General features: G+C 47.5%; 15 protein-coding genes and 1 other annotated feature. Of the genes, 3 read left to right on the forward strand and 12 right to left on the reverse strand.

Annotated elements, in window-relative coordinates; genetic code table 11:
* Positions 1-192: 192 nt before the first annotated feature.
* The 4 genes from spoIIID to FYJ39_RS09985 form a co-directional block, all read right to left on the reverse strand.
* Positions 193-471 (reverse strand): sporulation transcriptional regulator SpoIIID, encoded by a 279-nt coding sequence (gene spoIIID, locus FYJ39_RS09970; RefSeq protein WP_154472316.1) that lies wholly within the window; start codon positions 469-471, stop codon positions 193-195.
* A gap of 133 nt (positions 472-604) precedes the next feature.
* Entirely contained in the window at positions 605-2,011 is a 1,407-nt protein-coding gene (locus tag FYJ39_RS09975) for a deoxyguanosinetriphosphate triphosphohydrolase (RefSeq protein WP_154472317.1), read from the reverse strand.
* 113 nt (positions 2,012-2,124) lie between these two features.
* Positions 2,125-3,459 (reverse strand): MATE family efflux transporter, encoded by a 1,335-nt coding sequence (locus FYJ39_RS09980; RefSeq protein ID WP_154472318.1) that lies wholly within the window; start codon positions 3,457-3,459, stop codon positions 2,125-2,127.
* A gap of 57 nt (positions 3,460-3,516) precedes the next feature.
* Positions 3,517-4,329 (reverse strand): arginase family protein, encoded by an 813-nt coding sequence (locus tag FYJ39_RS09985; protein ID WP_154472319.1) that lies wholly within the window; start codon positions 4,327-4,329, stop codon positions 3,517-3,519.
* A gap of 155 nt (positions 4,330-4,484) precedes the next feature.
* Between FYJ39_RS09985 and FYJ39_RS09990 the strand changes: the two genes are divergently transcribed.
* Positions 4,485-5,114: a flavin reductase gene (locus FYJ39_RS09990; RefSeq protein ID WP_154472320.1), complete on the forward strand. Its 630-nt coding sequence runs from the start codon at positions 4,485-4,487 to the stop codon at positions 5,112-5,114.
* Positions 5,115-5,595: 481 nt separating this feature from the next.
* On the opposite strand, the gene FYJ39_RS09995 is transcribed toward FYJ39_RS09990, so the two are convergent.
* The 6 genes from FYJ39_RS09995 to FYJ39_RS10020 form a co-directional block, all read right to left on the reverse strand.
* Positions 5,596-5,970 carry a RidA family protein gene (locus tag FYJ39_RS09995; RefSeq protein WP_154472321.1) on the reverse strand — a complete coding sequence of 125 codons (375 nt, stop codon included), beginning with the start codon at positions 5,968-5,970 and terminating at the stop codon, positions 5,596-5,598.
* Between the two features lie 178 nt (positions 5,971-6,148).
* Positions 6,149-7,459, reverse strand: coding sequence for a CCA tRNA nucleotidyltransferase (locus FYJ39_RS10000; protein ID WP_154472322.1), 1,311 nt, complete (start codon positions 7,457-7,459; stop codon positions 6,149-6,151).
* A gap of 21 nt (positions 7,460-7,480) precedes the next feature.
* Entirely contained in the window at positions 7,481-8,920 is a 1,440-nt protein-coding gene (proS, locus tag FYJ39_RS10005; RefSeq protein WP_154472323.1) for a proline--tRNA ligase, read from the reverse strand.
* Positions 8,921-9,025: 105 nt separating this feature from the next.
* Positions 9,026-9,240, reverse strand: a binding site (T-box leader).
* A 183-nt stretch (positions 9,241-9,423) separates the two neighbouring features.
* On the reverse strand, positions 9,424-10,491 hold the full coding sequence (locus tag FYJ39_RS10010; protein WP_154472324.1) for an AI-2E family transporter: 1,068 nt from the start codon (positions 10,489-10,491) through the stop codon (positions 9,424-9,426).
* 228 nt (positions 10,492-10,719) lie between these two features.
* Positions 10,720-11,307, reverse strand: coding sequence for a cytidylate kinase-like family protein (locus FYJ39_RS10015; protein ID WP_154472325.1), 588 nt, complete (start codon positions 11,305-11,307; stop codon positions 10,720-10,722).
* 171 nt (positions 11,308-11,478) lie between these two features.
* Complete coding sequence (locus FYJ39_RS10020; RefSeq protein WP_154472326.1) at positions 11,479-14,088, reverse strand: cation-translocating P-type ATPase; 2,610 nt, start codon at positions 14,086-14,088, stop codon at positions 11,479-11,481.
* Between the two features lie 492 nt (positions 14,089-14,580).
* Here FYJ39_RS10020 and FYJ39_RS10025 point away from each other — a divergent pair, with 492 nt between their 5' ends.
* Positions 14,581-16,137 carry an ABC-F family ATP-binding cassette domain-containing protein gene (locus FYJ39_RS10025; protein WP_154472327.1) on the forward strand — a complete coding sequence of 519 codons (1,557 nt, stop codon included), beginning with the start codon at positions 14,581-14,583 and terminating at the stop codon, positions 16,135-16,137.
* A 238-nt stretch (positions 16,138-16,375) separates the two neighbouring features.
* On the opposite strand, the gene FYJ39_RS10030 is transcribed toward FYJ39_RS10025, so the two are convergent.
* Together FYJ39_RS10030 and FYJ39_RS10035 are read right to left on the reverse strand one after the other, a co-directional pair.
* On the reverse strand, positions 16,376-17,566 hold the full coding sequence (locus FYJ39_RS10030) for a phosphopentomutase (protein WP_154472328.1): 1,191 nt from the start codon (positions 17,564-17,566) through the stop codon (positions 16,376-16,378).
* A gap of 218 nt (positions 17,567-17,784) precedes the next feature.
* Positions 17,785-18,546, reverse strand: a complete 762-nt coding sequence (locus tag FYJ39_RS10035; RefSeq protein ID WP_154472329.1) for an RluA family pseudouridine synthase — start codon at positions 18,544-18,546, stop codon at positions 17,785-17,787.
* A gap of 381 nt (positions 18,547-18,927) precedes the next feature.
* On the opposite strand from FYJ39_RS10035, the gene trhA reads away from it, so the two are divergent.
* On the forward strand, positions 18,928-19,599 hold the full coding sequence (gene trhA, locus FYJ39_RS10040) for a PAQR family membrane homeostasis protein TrhA (protein ID WP_154472330.1): 672 nt from the start codon (positions 18,928-18,930) through the stop codon (positions 19,597-19,599).
* Positions 19,600-19,619: the final 20 nt, after the last annotated feature.

Consider the following 19,619-nt stretch of genomic DNA (forward strand, 5'->3'; position numbering starts at 1 on the left):
ATTATACCAGAAAAAGCCAAAGAGTCCCGAAAGCAAGAGATTTTCCAGCTCTTTTAAAAGCAAAATCCGAGACGTATGCCTCACACCTTGTCTTCAATCTGAGGGGAACGGCGAAGAAAAAGCTTCGCCGTTCCCCAAAACAATTTTAACAATACTGTTTTATTGAGCCGCCCCATATGGCTTCCATTTTATTTACTCCTGTGTCTCCTGGCTGCACATTTGAAGCCTGTGCTGATACTTTTCTCTGGTAGCCAGACCGCCCCTGATGTGACGTTCAGATTTGTTCACATCCAGCACCACCCTGGCCCTGGCTGCCAGGGTGGGATTGATATTCTCCAGGCGTTCCGTTACATCTTTATGTACAGTAGATTTGCTTATTCCAAATTTTTTCGCCGTCTGCCTTACAGTGGCATTCTGGTCTATGATGTAATTGGCGATGGCTACCGCACGCTCTTCAATATACTCCTTCAAAATGAGTCTCCTGAGGATTTTTTTATATCTTATGCAGACAGCAGCCGTGGCATGCCTGACAACCTCAAAGAAATTATAAGAACCTCACTGAGAACCCTTTCTCATTACTTAAGCATTATGCTCTGTCAAGCTCTCAGACAATACCATTCAGCTCCTGATACATGTCCTTGGCATAGGAATCCGTCATACCGCAAATATAATCTGTTACCAAAAGAAGCCTCAGGTACAGCTTCTCACTCTCGCTTTTTCCTCTGGAGCAAATGGAATAAATCTTTTTATAATTATCTGAAATCAGGGCCACCATCTTTTTCTGAACCTGGGTCATAGGCAGATCCGTATCATAGGGAATGACAGCATTTATAAACTGATCCAGCAGAAAGTTAAAAATGGTCTGAGCTGCTATCTCCAGCTTCAAAATGGGCCTTGTGCAGAAAGCGTACCTGTAAGCAATATCTCCCAGAGCATCCGTCAGAAGCTCTACTTCTGTTCCCGCAAACAAATCATCCTTGTAGGCTCCTTCCATAATCTGATTATAATTCCTGGTAAAGCAACCAGTCACCCCTGAGATCAACTGTCCCTGAACGCTGATAATCCAATTCTGAACCGCGTACAAATCCGGGCGGCTGTACTCCCGCTCCACCCCCTTCCGGTAACGCTCCTCCAGCCAGGATACCAGATTTTGATAGTATTCCGTCTGCCGCACCCTCTCAAAGCTTCGCAGCTCCTCCAGCAGCTTCTCATAGGAGATACATCCCTTTTTTACGGAATCCTCAATATCGGCCGTTTTATAAGCAATGTCGTCTGCGGCCTCCAAAAGGAACGCCAGAGGATGGCGCTTACCGTTTGTTCCTGTAGCTTCCTGGACATTCTGGAAGTTTTCTTTATCTCCATAGAAATATCCCATTTTTTTTGTGCGGATATCTCCGCTTCCCCTGTTTATTTCCAAAGAGGATACCGGATATTTGATGATGGTTCCCAGCAAAGCCTTGGTCAGATTCATGCCATGCTCATCCACCAGAAAATGAAGCCGGGTCACTACCCTGAAGGCCTGAGTATTTCCCTCAAAGTTGTAAAAATCCTGAAGCATCTGAGGGTTAAGCAAGTTCTTAAGCGGCTCACCCTTAAACTGAAGCCTGCCCAGATTCTGCTTAAACCAGTCCTGTATGGAGGTTTCGCCAAAATGCCCAAAGGGAGGATTTCCAATGTCATGAATCAAGCCTGCGCATTGAAGAATATCGCAGACAGCCCCTTTATGCTCCTGTGTAAAGCTTTCATCCTTTATGCTGGTCATAATGCTCTGTGAGATATTCTGACCCAAGGACTTTGCCAGAGACGATACCTCCAGGGAATGGGTCAGCCTGGTTCGGATAAAATCGCTTCGGTCCAAAGGAAAAACCTGGGTTTTGTCCTGAAGACGGCGAAAGGACGCGCTGCCAATAATCCGATGATAATCCTTCTCAAATTCTGTCCGCAGATCCGAGGATGAAGCTTTTCGGAAGCTACGAATCCGGTCGCTGCAAAGAAGTGTATTCCAGTTCATATTCGATCCTCCCCAGAGTGATAATTGTGAAGCGTGATGGAATTATTTTACTATGGTATGCTTTTAAATACAAGCTTTCAGGAGGCTTAAAGCACTCTGCCTAACAGCATATCTCATTTAAAAGCAATGCCTTTTCTCCAATAGTACAGCAGTCCAGTCAGATCCGCCAGAATCCATCCAATGGGTACAGCCGCCCATATTCCCACCAAACCAACCGAAGGAATTGATGATAATACATAAGCCAGCGCTACCCTGGTACCCAGGGAGATTACAGTCAGCGCCACCGACATTCCAGGCATCCGAACAGCCCGGTAAAGTCCGTACAGCAAAAACAGGCAGCCAATCCCCCAGTAGAAAGCACCCTCAATTCTCAAATACCCTACCCCCACAGCCAGTATCTCTGTCTCCTGAGGTTGGACAAAAATAAGCATAAGCTTCTCAGCAAATATCCATACAGCAAAAGAGATAGCCAGACAAAAAAGAACCGATGTCTTTGCGGCGCTTTTGATCCCTTCCTGGATACGGAGCCTTTTCCCCGCCCCGTAGTTCTGGGCAATGAAGGTAGAAAATGCATTTCCAAAATCCTGAACCGGCATATAAGCAAAGGAATCGATCTTTACAGCTGCCGCAAAGGCCGCCATCACAACAGTTCCAAAGCTGTTTACCAGGCCCTGAACCATCAGGATTCCCAGATTCATCACCGACTGCTGAACACAGGTGAGGAAGGAAAACCGGGAGATCTCTGTCAAGATCTGTTTCTGAATCCTGCAATTCCTTCTGGCAGGTCTGAATTCCGGCATTCTAAAAAGGGTATAGACGCAGAGTCCCGCTCCTGACACCAGCTGAGATATTACTGTGGCTGCCGCTGCCCCAGCCGCCCCCCAATGAAGCGCCAGCACAAACCACAAATCCAGCCCTATATTCAAAACAGCCGATACTCCTAAGAACAGCAGCGGGACAAGGGAATTCCCCACTGCTCTCAAAAGGGAAGCGAAGAAGTTATAAAGAAATACGCCTGTGATTCCATAAAAAATCACCCAAAGATATTCCCGCATCATTCCATAAATCACTTCTGGCACCTGCATCAGACTCATAATCGGATCTATCATCAGAAATACCCCTATATTAATGATCAAGGTCACTGCGGCAACCAGAATGAAGGATACAAAAATACTGGTTTTAAGCTCCTCCCAACTTTTCTCCCCATACCGAAGGGAAAATACTGCTCCACTTCCCATACACAGTCCCAGGAGTATCGAGGTTAAAAACGTCATCAGCGCATAGGCAGCGCCTACAGCAGCCAGAGCATTGGCCCCCAGACAGCGGCCTACAATCAGCGTATCCGCTATATTATAAAACTGCTGCAAAAGATTCCCCAATATCATAGGCAACGCAAACCTCAGCATGGTTCCCGTTATGCTTCCTGTTGTCAGATCCTGTCTCACCATACCCCTCCGCTAACCTTCCTTGTATTTTCCTCCTGATACATATTTCCCTCCTGATACTCAGCGCCGGGCCTGCTCCCCTTGCCATAGGGCCTGTCCTTTTCCGGCGCATAGTTCCAGAAAAACTGCAATCAGCGCTCGATTTGTCCTGTCATTTACATTCCGGCTTACCACTTCTTCCTGCTCCCTTTCCTCCGGGTTCTCCCCGCATACATCCATACCAATGATCCGCCGCTTTTTTGCTGCCGCTCTGATAATATCCAGCACAGCATCCAACCGCACGGTTCCCTGATCCCAGTTGGTTCTGGCATCCTCTCGGGAAAGAATATCCTTATCCACAGAAATATACAGCGGAAGGCCGGATTGCCCCAGCCGTTCCTGACAGCGTTCCACGCCTCCCATATCCTCTTCGCAAATACAGATCACACGATCCCCAAAGCCCAGAGCTTTAGCTTCCTTTATTCCTTCCGCAGCAGGACCAATCAGCCACACCCGCTTCAGCCTGGCATTGGTATCCAAAGCTACTTTCAGCCATCCTCCGCAGGACAATATCTTTCCAAATACAGGCTCCTGCATATCTGTATGATGGTCAAAAACCAGCAGCTCAAAATCCTCCTCCACCATATCCAGCCAAAGCTTGCTGGCATAATGATAGTTTCCTGAATCCAGAAAATGCAGTCCTTCCGGCCCCAGCCTTCGGATTCTGTTCCTAAGCTCCTCCTCGGCCTCCTTGTCGCAGTAACCGTTCGTCCCCTGAACCTCCTTCAAATCCAGCCATATAAAATCATGCGCTCTATAAAAGGTCTCCCTCCCATAAACTCCTGTAAAATCCATAATCACCATCTGTTTACTTTGTGTTTCTCCAATTCTCATGCCTTGTCTCCCAGTTCCCTTCGGGAAATAAATTTTTTGTTAATAATAGTAATTATTATTGATTTAATCTACATTCCATGCTATACTGCATCTAACAGCTATAATATCAAATGAATAACCCAAAGGCAAACAAAATGAATGGAGGTATTATATTTATGGATCCAAAAGCGTTTTTTAAATTAAGCTATGGTGTTTATATTGTATCCAGCAGCACCGACGGCAAGGATGGAGGCTGCGTAATCAACACTATGACCCAGGTTACGTCCTCTCCTGCCAGAATATCCATTGCCCTGAACAAAAATAACTTCACCTTGAAGCTGATTGAAACCTCAGGCACCTTCTCCGGAGTTGTATTAGCCGAAGCTGTGGAAATGGATATGATTAAACGATTCGGCTTCCAGAGCGGAAGGGAGGCTTCCAAATATGAAGACATTCCTATGGGCCGGGACAGCCTGTACAACCCTTATCCAACTGAGAATGTCTGTTCCCGCTTCACCTGCAGGGTAATTTCCAGTCTAGATGTTGGAACCCATGTCCTGATTATCGGCGAGGTTGTGGAGGCACAGGTAATGGACGGGACAGCGCAGCCCCTTACCTACGCCAACTACCATCTGAAGAAAAACGGCACTACCCCGCCAAACGCCCCCTCCTATCAGGAAACAACCGAAAAAACCGTAGGATACCGCTGCAGCGTGTGCGGCTATATTCTGGAATCAGACACTTTGCCAGATGACTTTATCTGCCCTGTATGCGGCAAGGACGCCAGCTATTTTTCAAAGCTTTAATTTGCCATTCTTCTTTTTTCTGCTTAATATACAGGTTTCAGGCTTCTTCCCCAAGTTAAGCCTGAAATCAGCGCTGCACTCTCTACCCTTGCAGCGCCTCTGGTTCACTGTAACCAGAAAATACCTCTGTATGCGCCCCTTTTTAGCGGCATTACAGAGGTATCTTTCCCATATTCAAACCGGTATCCTGCTATCTTTCTTTTTCCTCTGAATCCTCTTTTTCCCCTCTCTTTCTTGTCGTTGGTCACATTTCCATCTCCGCTTACTGGTATGCTATAATGATCCACAACGAAATCGGCAGATTAGAATTTGCGCTTCCATTTTTTATAACCAAATCCCAGTTTACAGCAAACAATATTATCTCTAGTCACCAACGAAGTGAACCAGACGAGGCAGCAAAAGTCTCAAGACTTTCCTCAATGACTTCGTACCATCCAATGGCTGGTTCACTTCGATAGCAGGGCGGCCTTCATCTGTCTGATCAGACTTCTTTAACGGCAATCGCCTCGATTTCACACAGCACACCCTTTGGAAGGGTTTTAACCGCTACGCAGCTTCGGGCTGGCTTGGAAGTGAAATATCTGGCATAAACTTCATTAAATGCCCCAAAGTCACCCATATCAGCCAGAAAGCATGTGGTCTTAAATACCTTATCAAAGCCGCTGCCTGCCGCTTCCAGAATTGCACCAACATTCTTACAGCTCTGCTCCGCCTGGGCTTCAATGCCCTCTGCAATACTGCCGTCTGCCGGATTGACAGGAATCTGCCCAGAGGTATAGATCACTGAGTTGACCTCAAATCCCTGAGAATATGGTCCGATTGCTCCTGGCGCTTTTTCTGTACTGATTACGTTCATTTCTGTTTCCTCCTTAAGATAGGGGAAATGCCCGCACTATAGCGGTTCCCCATTATTTAAATTTTCATTCTCTCAGAATTGAAAGATCAAAACATATAAGTAGTTTCTTTCAACACAAACTTTTGCTTTTGGCGGCCTTATCCCACCGTCTCAAGCTAGTGGGATTGCGGCGGCCGCCTTATTTTAAATGCCGCAGCAGGTATTCTCTTGTATTTCGGGACGGCTTTTCAAGAACCAAATCCAGCAGACGGGCAAGACAGGCTCCTACTTCCTTCCCCGGCCGCACCCCTGCCTCTATGACGTCCCGGCCATCTACAGCCAAATCCTTTAGGGTAACGCAATCCCTATCCCTGCGGATTTCCTCTGCCAGGGCCCGGATATGGGCAAGCGTCCGAAAGGTTTCCATCCCTTCCTCCCCGTTTTGCAGCTTCCTCTCTGGGACTTTTGGCCCAGCCTCCAGAAGCTTTAAGGATTCTTCCGAAACCTTCGGGCATTTCTCAGAAGCAGTTAAAGCGTCCCATTCGGCCAGGCACATTTTAAGGGTTATCAAATCGTCAAAAAGCTCCGGCTCCATTCGGCTCATTACCCGGCGTATGGGAGCCTTGTCCTGTTCCAGAAGAACTCCGAACCAGGTAACCAGCGTCTTGACCCTGTAAATGGTATCATTATCCATTTTAAGCTCTTTTAAGACCTTTACTGCATTCTCCGGTGAAGCCAGCCTCAAAAATGCAGCCCAACGCATATGCTTTACAGCCGGAACAGAGGCAGGAACAGAAGGTAATGCCTTCTCCTCCCACAGTCCAGAAAATGCAGGAGATATGTAAGGGCTGATTCCTGCCTCCCATATCAGGGCCATGCGCTCTGGGTGCCTGCTTATCAGAAGCTTTGTCAGCTCTGCCTGAATCCGCTCCTTACTCACATGAACCAGATTCGGGGCAATAGCGCGGATGGCCTCATAGGTTTTTTCCTCCACAGCAAACCCAAGCTGGGCTGAAAACCGGATGGCTCTTAGAATCCTCAGGGCGTCCTCCAAAAACCGATCCTGGGCATTACCGACGCATCGGATTATCCCTGCCTTTAAATCCTCCCTCCCTCCAAACGCATCGACAATACCCTCTCTGCTGTTATATGCCATGGCGTTGATTGTGAAATCCCGCCGCTTCAAATCCTCCCTTAAATCAGGGGTAAAGGATACGGAATCAGGATGGCGCCCGTCCAGATATTCTCCGTCAATGCGGTAGGTGGTCACCTCATATCCGGCCTTTCCCATCAGTACAGTTACAGTTCCGTGCTGGATTCCTGTGTCAACCGTCCGCCTGAATACTTTCTTTACCTGATAGGGCAGGGCGCTGGTGGTAATGTCCCAGTCTCCCGGCTCCCTCCCCAAAAGCATATCCCGCACACAGCCTCCAACAATATACGCTTCATATCCATGCTTATTCAGTTTATCAATAATTTCCGCGGCACTGGCAGGTATTTTTATATCCATATACGCTCAATCCTTTAGCTATTAATAGGCACGTCCCCAGTAAACCATCTTGGCTGCAGGTTTTCCACAGCATACGCACGTATCGGACAGGACTTCCTGCTCAAATGGCATACATCTGGAGGTGGCTCCAGTCTCCTCTTTAATCTGATCCTCACACTCCTGACAGCCGCACCACATGGCCTTTACAAAGCCAGGCTTCGTATTAACGATGTCCTTTAATTCCTCCCAGCCTGTGGCTGTATAGGTATGCGCCTCCCTGTGTGCTCTGGCGCGTTCCAGCATATCCTTTTGGATCCTCTCCAGAAGCTCTGAAACCCTTTCCTCCAGTTCATCCAGAGACACAGGCAGCTTCTCATGGGTATCGCGGCGCACCAGTACTGCCTGATTCTTTTCCATATCCTTAGGTCCGATTTCCACCCGAACAGGAATCCCTCTCATCTCACAGTCCGCAAACTTCCAGCCCGGACTCTTATCAGTATCGTCTGTCTTAACCGCCAGGCCAGCTTGAATCAGGCGATCCTGAAGCTCAAAGGCCTTATCCAGAACGCCTTCCTTCTGCTGCTGTACAGGCACTATCATCACCTGCACCGGCGCGATTCTTGGAGGAAGCACCAGTCCATTGTCATCACCGTGAACCATAATTAAGGCGCCTATCATGCGTGTAGTCATACCCCAGGAGGTTTGGTGTACGAATTTCAGCGTATTGTCTTTGTCCGTAAACTGGATGCCAAATGCCTTTGCGAAGCCGTCTCCAAAGTTATGGCTGGTGCCAGACTGCAGCGCCTTACCATCATGCATCAAGGACTCAATGGTGTAGGTAGCCTCCGCGCCTGCAAACTTCTCCTTATCTGTTTTCTGTCCCTTCACAACAGGAATGGCTAGCACCTCTTCACAGAAATCAGCATATACATTCAGCATCTGAATGGTTCTGGCCTCAGCTTCCTCTGCCGTAGCGTGAGCCGTATGTCCCTCTTGCCATAAAAACTCTCTGGAGCGAAGGAAGGGACGGGTGGTCTTTTCCCATCGCACCACTGAACACCACTGATTATATACCTTCGGGAGATCCCGGTAGGAGTGAATATCCTTTGCATAAAAATCGCAAAACAGTGTTTCAGAGGTAGGTCTTACGCACATACGCTCCTGCAAAGGCTCCAGTCCTCCATGGGTTACCCATGCCACCTCAGGAGCAAAGCCCTCCACATGATCCTTTTCCTTTTGAAGAAGGCCTTCGGGAATGAAAAGGGGCATGTACACATTCTGTACCCCTACAGCCTTAAACCGTCTGTCCAGCTCCTTCTGGATATTCTCCCAGATAGCATAGCCTGCGGGCTTTATGACCATGCAGCCCTTCACACTGGCATAATCGCACAGCTCGGCTTTCTTTACCACATCCGTGTACCACTGCGCGAAGTCCACATCCATTGACGTGATGGCCTCTACCATTTTTTTGTTGTCTGCCATAATTGGTTCTCCTTTACAATGACTTTTCCTTCTGTCCGCCCGGATTGCTTCCGGGGAGCCTTTTAGATGTGAAAAAAGCCATCCAATCCCATACGTTATATTTACGCAAGGGACCGAATGGCTCGGCGGTACCACCCAAGTTAGCCGTTCGGGGCATGTCCCCAAAGGCTCTCTCTCTATCCGTTAACGCCGGAATTACGTTGCATTCCTCATGCAAAGCTCCAGGGCTGGTTGGGCCGGTGCACACGTAAGAGCTTTCCACCTTCAGCTCCCTCTCTGTAACGGACATTCGGCTTACTATTCCCCTTCCACGCTGTCTGTTATCTTAGTTATATAACATCATGGAACGAATGTTTTCTTCATGTATTGTTGATTTTACGCCAGAAAGGGAACTTTGTCAATGCGTTCGCATGATTTTCATCGTCTTTTCATTGCAGCTTTTGCCTTATGCTTTGCCAAGCATAAGACCCATTAGTCATTTGAAGCGCCCTCTGCAGCCTGGCTTATTCCTCCTTCGTCCATACCTCTACCATATCCTCTATCAGCAAGAGTCCCAACGGCCCTAATATAAATCCAAAGAATCCGAAAAGTTCCAATCCTACATATACGGAAGCCAGGGTTTCTAACGGTGACAGCCCCACCTGCCCTCCCATCATCTTCGCCTCCAATATCTGACGTACAAGATAGCACACCAGGTAAAGACCTGCAAGAAGCACTGCCTGACCCCAATCTCCTACCAAAAGCCTGAGCACAGACCAGGGGATCAGCACGGTTCCTGTACCGAATATTGGCAGGGCGTCCAAAATGCCGATTAGCATACCAGCCATAATATAATAGGGATTTCCCATTAAGGCCATACCTCCGATACAAAGACCGGTAGTGATAAAGAGAATCATACCCTGACTTTTAAACCATGCCTTGCCTGTCTGAACCAGTCTGCCTCCAATGAGGTTAAATTCCTTTCGGAAGGCAGACTGATCCCTGCGCACCCTCAAATCCTCCATCTCCTGAAGGCTCAAAACCGCCGCCAAAAATGTAACCAGGCTTACAATCGCTGCCTTTGCAAGTCCGGCCAGCAAACTGACGGAATTGGTCATCAGAAAAGGCACCGCAGTCCTTTTTCCTGTGGCAACCAGATTAAAAAGCATTTCTCCAGCCAAATCCGCAATACAATTCTTTTCAAGCCCCAGCGCTTTCTCCATCTGGTAACAGCTCCCTGTAAGCCACCTATCAACCCTCTCGATCCATAGTGGAAATTCCGCCATAAGCAATTTCCCCTGGGCGCAGAGCTTTACTCCTCCCACATACAAAAGCCCTCCTAATAGGGAAAGGAACATTATAAATTCAATTCCGCCTATGATGCCAATTGGCATATGGAAGCGGCGGCCTCCTACAGTTACCCGCATCCGGTATGCAAGAAACCGGGCTGATGGCCGCAGCAGCAACGCCATCACATAACCCACGAAAAAAGGAGCCACGAGAGGCAGCAGGTATTTAAACCCAATATAGACTGCTCCAGTGGTTCCTGTTATAATTAGTAGTTTCTTCAGTTTTTTACACGGCTTCTCCATGGACTCACCTGTTTCTTGTTTCGTACTTCCTTTGTACTTTCTTAGTATGAGCCGGCAGCTGAAAAATATACGGTGGCTTTTGCCCTAACTGATAAATGATTATAATAAAAAACGAAGCATCAGATCCCACATTGGAAATTTCCTTAACATCAGAAAATCCTTTAAGTACCATTCAGCATTCTCTTTACGACCGATTTTTTACCTTTCTTCACTTTACAAAGGCGCCATTTACTCACCAAGATATGCCAGCACCGCCCTCAGGCAGCCGTCCACACCTGCCAGACCGCTGTCCATGCACAGGTGGTAGTTCTGAGCACGCCCCCAGGAATTACCGGTATAATACTGATAGTATTCCTTGCGCTTACGGTCTACCTCACGGATGCGGCGCTCCATCTCTTTTCCACCGGACTCCTCGTCCGGCTCCAGCTTTAGCATTCTCTTGACGCGGCTCCTCATATCTGCATAGATAAACAGGTTCACACTATCGGACAGAATCATATCCGCGCACCGCCCCACGATAATGCAGGAACCATAGTCAGCCAGCTTGCGAATGACATTGGATTGAGCCACAAATATCTGATCGGACATAGGAACCTTATACACATCGGAAAATGCATGATAAAACTGCCTGTCCAAGGATTTCACAATGTGCTCATCGTAATGCCGGAAAGCTTCCTCCGCAATATTGCTATCCTCCGCAGCCATATGGATCAGCTCTTTGTCATAAAAGGGAATATTCAGGCGCTCTGCCAGCCTTACACCCAGTTCACGGCCCCCGCTTCCAAATTCACGGCTGATTGTAATCACTTTATCCATACTGCGCTCTCCTTTCCTGTATCTGCTTTTTGCCTGCAAAAATGATACCGTATCCTCCGGCTATGGTATCCCTCCGGGGGATGCACATGGTTCGGTTTGGTGTTTTAATATGCTTTCCCGTGTGACCGAACCAGCGCGTAATATCTGGCAATATTATATCATAAATTCCCATTAATTCCTATGTCTAAAATCTCTTAAAATTTTAAACACCTGAATTATAATTGTAGGAATCACAGCCAGCAGGCATACCGCTCCGAACTGCTTAGCTGTAAGAGACGTAACTGAAAACAATCTGTGAAGGAAGGGCGCCAGCATAACCAGTCCCAGCAGCACTGTACCTGCAAAAAACGCACCCACACTGTACCAATTACTGCTAAATCCCAGCTTAAGGATACTGTGCTTGCTTCTGCAGTTAAATCCATGGAATAAACGGGCCAGAGTCAGGGTAGCAAAGGCCATGGTACTTGCAATAGCGGAGCTTCCGCTTCCAAGGCCCATATGGAAAGCAATCATTGTACAGACCGCAATCAATCCGCCCTGAGCCAGTATGCTCAGCAGAAAGTCCCTTGTTAGAATACCCGTTTTGGGATCTCTTGGAGCTTCTGACAGCAAATCCTTTTCTGCCGGCTCCATGCCGATTGCTATCGCAGGCAGGGAATCCGTCAGCAAATTGATAAACAGCAGGTGCACCGGCGCAAAGGGTACTGGCAGGGCCGCCAGAGAGGTGTACAGCACAGACAGGATTCCTGCCATATTTCCTGAAAGAAGGAATTTGATGGCATTTCGTATATTTCTATATACATTTCTTCCATTTGCCACTGCCTTGATAATCGTTGCGAAATTGTCGTCTGTAAGTATCATAGCTGCGGCATCCTTGGAAACCTCCGTTCCGGTAATTCCCATTGCTACGCCTATATCTGCCTTCTTAAGAGCCGGAGCGTCATTCACGCCGTCCCCTGTCATGGCTGTGATACAGCCTCTCCGCTGCCATGCGTCTACAATCCTGATTTTATTTTCAGGCGATACTCTGGCATATACAGAAATATCCCTAACTTTCTGATCCAGCTCTGCCTCAGACATGGCATCCAGCTCCTGTCCTGTCATAGCCAGATCGCCTTCTTCAAAAATACCTATCTGCTTCGCAATGGCAGTGGCAGTGATCTTGTGATCCCCCGTAATCATAACCGGCTTGATTCCCGCACGCTTGGCATCAAAAACAGCCTGTTTGGATTCCTCTCTTGGCGGATCCATCATGGAAATCAGCCCAAGGAAGGTAAAGCCCCTTTCATTATCCAAAGAAAGGGCATAATCTTTAGAAACCTCCTTATAACCAAAGGCCAGCACCCGAAGGCCCTCCTGAGAAAATTCCAGATTCTTTTGAAGAATTTTATCCCTGTCCTTCTGTGTAATATCACGTACTCCGTCTGCCAGGCGGATTTTTACTGTACGATCCAATAGCACATCCAATGCACCCTTAGTAAGTACGGTAGGAACACTGTGAAGCTCATACTTGGTACTCATAAGCTTCCGGTCTGAATCGAAGGGTATTTCTTCCAAACGAGGCATCAGCTCTCTTAAAAGAGTCTCGTCCAATGCAGCCTTTCTTCCCATCTCCACCAACGCATACTCCGTAGGATCGCCGATACCCTTGCCATCTACGATAGAAGAGTCATTGGTAAGAATCGCGTCATAAAGCAGATAACGGTGACTCTGGTTTGTCAGATCGAGCTGGTCGATGGTAAGAACAGTTTCATTGATATAAATGCTCTGGACGGTCATTTTATTCTGTGTGAGAGTACCGGTTTTATCAGAACAGATAACAGACACACAGCCAAGACTTTCCACTGCCTTCAGCTCCTTGATAATGGCATGCTCCCTTGCCATCTTCTGGGTACCCATGGCCTGAACAATCGTTACAATCGAGCTTAATGCCTCAGGAATGGCAGCTACCGCCAAAGCCACAGCAAACATTAGGGAATCAATAACCGGCATCTTTCTATACAGGCTCAGGAGAAATACCATAGCGCAAATTACCATAATCGCCATAGCCAGCCTGCTTCCAAATTGATCCAGGCTCACCTGAAGAGGCGTTTTTTTCTCCTTTGTTGCGTTCATAAGAGCCGCTATCTTGCCAATCTCCGTATCCATTCCCGTACCTGTAACCAGCACAACTGCTCTGCCGTAGGTTACAAGAGCGCTGGAGTAAACCATGTTGGCCCGATCTGCCAGGGCGCAGTCTCCGGTAATCAGCCCGTCGCTTTTATCCACATTGGCGGACTCTCCCGTGAGGGAGCTTTCATTCACCTGCAGAGAAAAACTCTCAAGAATTCTGCCGTCTGCCACTACCAAATCTCCAGCCTCCAGGTACAGGATATCGCCGGGCACTACCCTGGCTGAGGGCAGCTCTATCTTCTGGCCGTCCCGTAGAACCTTTGCACTGGGCGAGGACAGGGACTTTAAGCTGTCCAAAGATTTTTCAGCCTTGGCATGCTGCACGGTACCCAAAATAGCATTCATTACAATGACTGCGATAATTACAATCGTGCTTTCCACATTTCCGGAAACCATGGATATCAGCGCCGCGATTATCAGGATTACTACCAGCAAGTCACAGAACTGCTCAGCGAACACCTGAAACATGCGTTTGCGTTTTCCCTCCTGAAGAACATTCTCTCCCTTCTCCTGTAAAATCTTCTCTGCCTCTTGAGACGTCAAGCCATGCTCCGTCACATGAAAGCTTTCCAGGATTTCCTCTTTTGTCTGCTGATACCATTCTTTCATTGTGCTTCCTCCTTGTTATGGGCGCTTGAGAGCCGTATCCAACCCTGATGCGCGCTACATTTCATCTCCACATTGAGAATGATCCGATCCCCTAGTGGAAAGGCTTAAAAATCAGCTGCAATTCCAATGCCTGCATCTTTCACACCTTAGCACTAAAAAAGACCTTTACAGGCGGCATCCCAGAATATGCATGATATCCGGAAACCACGTATAAAAGTCTTGTAACCGTTTCGGCATATATTGCCAGGTTCTATAAGAACCGGGGTTGTTGACAATATATTTAAACTACTCCCTTTTGAGTTGTTCCTCAACACGTATGAAGTTTAGATGAGTTTATCCTCTTTTACTGCACTTGTCAAGGGGATTTATAAACTTTTACAAAATTAAATGACCAAAGCCGACGGATTTTGCATATTGCCTTCTCACTCTTTCTCATGTAGAATAGAGGTTATCGCAAAATCAGAGTCAGAGTTATTTAAAAGGAGTTATTTTATGAGCATTTTAAACGTGGAACACTTAAGCCATGGCTTTGGAGACCGGGCGATATTTCAGGATGTTTCCTTTCGCCTCCTCAAAGGCGAGCATATCGGGCTTATTGGAGCCAACGGTGAGGGAAAATCCACTTTTATGAATATTATTACTGGAAAGCTGATGCCTGACGAGGGCAAGGTAGAATGGGCCAAGAATGTGCGGGTTGGGTATCTGGATCAGCATACGGTTCTGGAAAAAGGCATGACCATCCGTGATATTTTAAAGAGCGCCTTTGGCTTCCTATTTGAGATGGAGGAGCAAATGAATCAGCTCTGCGACCGTATGGGCAAAGCCGATGAGGAAGAGATGCATTCCATGATGGACGAGCTGGGTACCATCCAGGATCTTCTGATGGCCCACGATTTCTATGTAATTGATTCTAAAGTGGATGAGGTGGGACGGGCTTTGGGATTAAACGAGCTCGGCATGGATAAGGATGTAACCGAGCTTAGCGGCGGTCAGAGAACGAAGGTGCTGCTGGGAAAGCTGCTGCTTCAAAAGCCGGATATCCTTCTTCTGGATGAACCTACCAACTATCTGGATGTAGAGCATATTGAATGGCTGAAACGATATCTTCTGGAGTATGAGAATGCGTTTATCCTCATTTCCCACGATATTCCTTTCCTAAACAGCGTCATCAACCTGATTTACCATATGGAAAACCAGCGCCTGGATCGCTATGTAGGGGATTACAGCAGATTCCAGGAGATCTATGCAGCTAAAAAAGCACAGCTGGAGGCTGCCTATAAGAGGCAGCAGCAGGAAATTGCGGAGCTAGAGGACTTTGTGGCCCGAAATAAAGCCAGGGTGGCCACCCGGAATATGGCCATGTCCAGACAGAAGAAGCTGGACAAAATGGAGGTAATTGAGCTGGCCAAGGAAAAGCCAAAGCCCGAATTTCACTTCCTCACCTCCCGCGCTCCGGGAAAATATATTTTTGAGACTAAAAATCTCATAATCGGCTATGACGAGCCTCTGTCCCGCCCATTGAACCTGAGCATGGAACGGGGCCAGAAAATAGTCCTGGTGGGAGCCAACGGCATTGGAAAAACCACTCTTTTGAAGAGTATTCTTGGCCTTACTCCAGCGTTGGATGGAGCCGCGCAGCTGGGAGATTACCTGTCAATCGGTTACTTTGAGCAGGAAATAGCGCCTGGCAACACCAACACCTGCCTGGATGAGATATGGAGGGAATTCCCCTCCTACACACAGTATCAGGTTCGCTCTGCTTTAGCAAAATGCGGCCTTACCACAAAACACATTGAAAGCCAGGTTCGGGTTCTAAGCGGAGGGGAGCAGGCTAAGGTCAGATTATGTAAGCTGATTAACAGAGAATCCAATGTTCTCCTTCTGGATGAGCCTACCAACCATCTGGATGTGGACGCCAAGGCTGAGCTTCAGCGGGCATTAAAGGAATATAAGGGCAGCATCCTGCTGATTTGTCATGAAGCGGAATTTTATGAAGGACTTGCGACTGATATATGGGATTGCAGGGAATGGGCGCTGAGGCTTTCATAGGCTGGGGGAGCGGTACCGCAGAAAAGCCATCTTCAGGCTGCTTGCTTCCCTATGGGCTTTATATACCATAAAAGGCTTAAAGCAGCTTCGCCTGCAAGCAACGGATGGTTTCATCCATTTCCCTTAGCGCAGTCCACTTCAGCCTTTTTATGGTATTTAACGCTTTTTTCTTTGCCCTAGCTGCGCATATCCGCAGGGAGGGCCACTATACCTGCCTGCGGCTTCCCTGTCCAGTCAATCATTCCAGCTGAGCAAGCACAGAATGTCCGATTGTCCCTTCAGGCATTGCAACCTTAAAATTATCCGCTACTGTAGCCCCGATTACCGCGAATGTATCTGCTTCTCCCAGATCCCCTCCAGATCTCATAGCTGGGGAATAGGCAAGGAAAGGCACCTTTTCTCTGGTATGGTCTGTGCCTGTATAGGTGGGGTCATTTCCGTGATCTGCCGTAAGAATCAGAAGATCATCTTCTTTTAACAGAGGCAGCAGCAATCCCAGCTTTTCATCAAAGCGTTCCAGCTCTCTTCCATATCCCAAAGCATCCCTTCTGTGTCCCCACAGCGCATCAAAATCCACCAGATTCACGAAGCACAGGCCTGTAAAATCCTTTTTGGCATATTCCAGCGTCTGCTCCATCCCATGAACTGAGGACTCCGAATGATTGGACTGGGTAAGTCCCTCACCATCAAATATATCAAAAATTTTTCCGATGGAAATCACATCATACCCACCCTCCTTAAGGGCATCCAGGGCTGTCCTTCCAATGGGCTTTAACGCATAGTCATGGCGGTTGGCTGTACGCTTGAACTCACCCCGCTTTTTGCCTACATAGGGTCTGGCGATAACCCGGCCCACCTTCCATTTATCCTGAAGAGTCAGCTCCCTGGCTATCTCGCAGTAATGGTACAGGTTATCCAGCCCCATGGTCTCTTCATTGCCGCAGATTTGGAGCACCGAGTCAGCGGAGGTATAAACAATCAGATGGCCCTCCCGGATCTCCTCCTCTGCCAGTTCATCCAGAATAGCCGTCCCGCTGGCGCTTTTATTTCCAATAATTTTGCGCCCTGTCCGCTTCTCCAGCTCCTCAATTAAATCTTGAGGAAAGCCCGTCTCTGTAAATGTCTGAAAGGGTGTGGTCACATGAAGGCCCATCATCTCCCAGTGTCCGGTCATGGTATCCTTTCCCGCGCTGGCCTCTGACAGCTTCATATAGCGTCCCATAGGATGCTCCGCAGCTGTAATTCCCTCCAAAGGATGAAGATTTGCCATGCCCAGAGTTACCAGATGGGGGATCTTAAGTCCCTGTACGCTCTGAGCTATATGCCCCAGAGTATCTACTCCCACATCACCAAATGCAGCCGAATCCCCGGCCTCACCGATTCCCAGAGAATCCAGCACAATTACAAATATACGTTTATATAATTTCATATTTTCTTCATTCCTTTCTCCTGGCTTAAGGCATAGCAGGTTATAAAAAATACTATGCCCCCTCCACGCTTTGATTTCTAATTCTTATGTGAAACAGCAATCGGACTCATATTCTTTTGTTATACTATCATGTATTTATCATGATTTCCATTCACAATTATGCACAATCATTTTTCACTTCTAAAAGCAGCAAAGCTAAATACAGCGTCAAACAGATGTTAGCGATTCTTAAAAAACCAGTCAAAGGCTCCGCCGGAGGGCTTCCGCTCAAAAGAACACAGCTTGCCTGACCCAGGATGGGGAAATTCCAATCGGTAAGCCCATAATGCAAGTGAAGCCTGCGCTGGGAATAACAAGCTTCCTGTTCCTTTTTTTTCCCTGTCTGTGGATATCTCAGCTCCATAGCGGCTGTCACCATAAAGAGGCGTGCCATGTCCTGCAAGCTGCACCCTTATCTGGTGGTGACGCCCTGTAAGAAGCTCAATATCTATTAAAGAGTAGCTTTTATCCTCTGGCGTCTCCTTGTGGATAACCTCCAAAACTCTGTAGTTTAAGACCCCCTTTTTGCTGTCCTTCACCGGCTTATCCACAATATGCGATCGGTTGTTTTTCCTGTCCTGGCGCAGATAATCCACATAGGTTCCCTGATTATCCACAGGTTTTCCACAAACCACTGCACGATAGAATTTTTTCATTTTCCCCTCCTGCAATATGGCGCTGAGAGCCGCAGACGACTTCTGGTTTTTTCCATAGACCATAATCCCCCCAACCGGCTTATCCAATCTGTGGATAACTCCAACATACGGTGGTTCTGAGGCAGTCCTGCCTGTGGATAGCCTGTGGATAGCCAGCTTTTGGGTAAGATAACACCGTATCTCACTGACCATATCCGGGGCAAAGCTTCGGGAAGACTGGGAATCTAGACCCGGAGGTTTTTCTACTACTATGATATCTCTGTCCTCGTATAGTATGGAAAGCATATTATTTCTCCTGTTTGTTTAAACGATAAACGGTTGCATGAACATGCCATGTCCTCCGGGGATCGTTGCAGTCTGGTGTTTCGGCCCACATGCTGGCAACGCCAAACCAAGGCAGTATCACCTCTGACAATATTGTACCCTCTCAACTGATGTCTTAATTCGGATATTCGGATTCCCCGAATGGAAGGCTCCTTAAAGTTAATTATACCATTTTTTCTCTATATTAAGTTGATAAATTTAAAACTTTGAATATAAAAGTATAAAAGACTTGCATATTTTTTCTTCTCGGTGTATAGTATATAACACAAAGATACATAGTATTCAAAACTACATGTGATCGTTTTGCAAACATATCCATTATTTGAAAGGAGGCCTAAGCCTATGACAGCAAAAATCAAGAAGAATCTTAAAAAAGTAAAGGACCCCGGCAGCGCTCTTACACATTTTATCGCCCTGGTACTGGCTATACTGGCTGCCACTCCGCTGCTCCTTAAAGGCAGCCGCGACGCGCAGCAGGGGCATTCAGGCTCACTGGCAATCTTCATACTGAGTATGATTGGCTTATATGCGGCCAGCACCATCTATCACACCCTGGACATTTCTCCAAGCATCAACAAGCTGCTGAGGAAGCTAGATCATATGATGATATTCATCCTCATTGCAGGAACCTATACGCCTGTATGTATGATTGTACTGGGAGATAAGACAGGGTGGTTCCTGCTGGCTCTGGTATGGGGCATAGCTATCCTGGGAATCCTTATCAACGCACTGTGGATTACCTGCCCCAAATGGTTTTCCTCCCTTGTCTATATCGCTATGGGCTGGGCCTGCATCCTGGCATTTACAAGGATTCTGGACTCGCTTCCAAAAGCTGGCTTCCTCTGGCTTCTGGCCGGCGGTATTATCTATACGCTGGGAGGCATCCTTTATGCGCTGAAGCTGCCCCTCTTCAACTCCAGGCATAAATACTTTGGATCTCACGAGATTTTCCACCTCTTTGTAATGGGAGGGAGCCTTTGCCATTACGTCATGATGTACCGGTTCGTGGCGTAGGATTGTGAGTGTAGGTTTCT

This window comes from Clostridium porci, assembly GCF_009696375.1.
Taxonomy (GTDB): domain Bacteria; phylum Bacillota; class Clostridia; order Lachnospirales; family Lachnospiraceae; genus Enterocloster; species Enterocloster porci.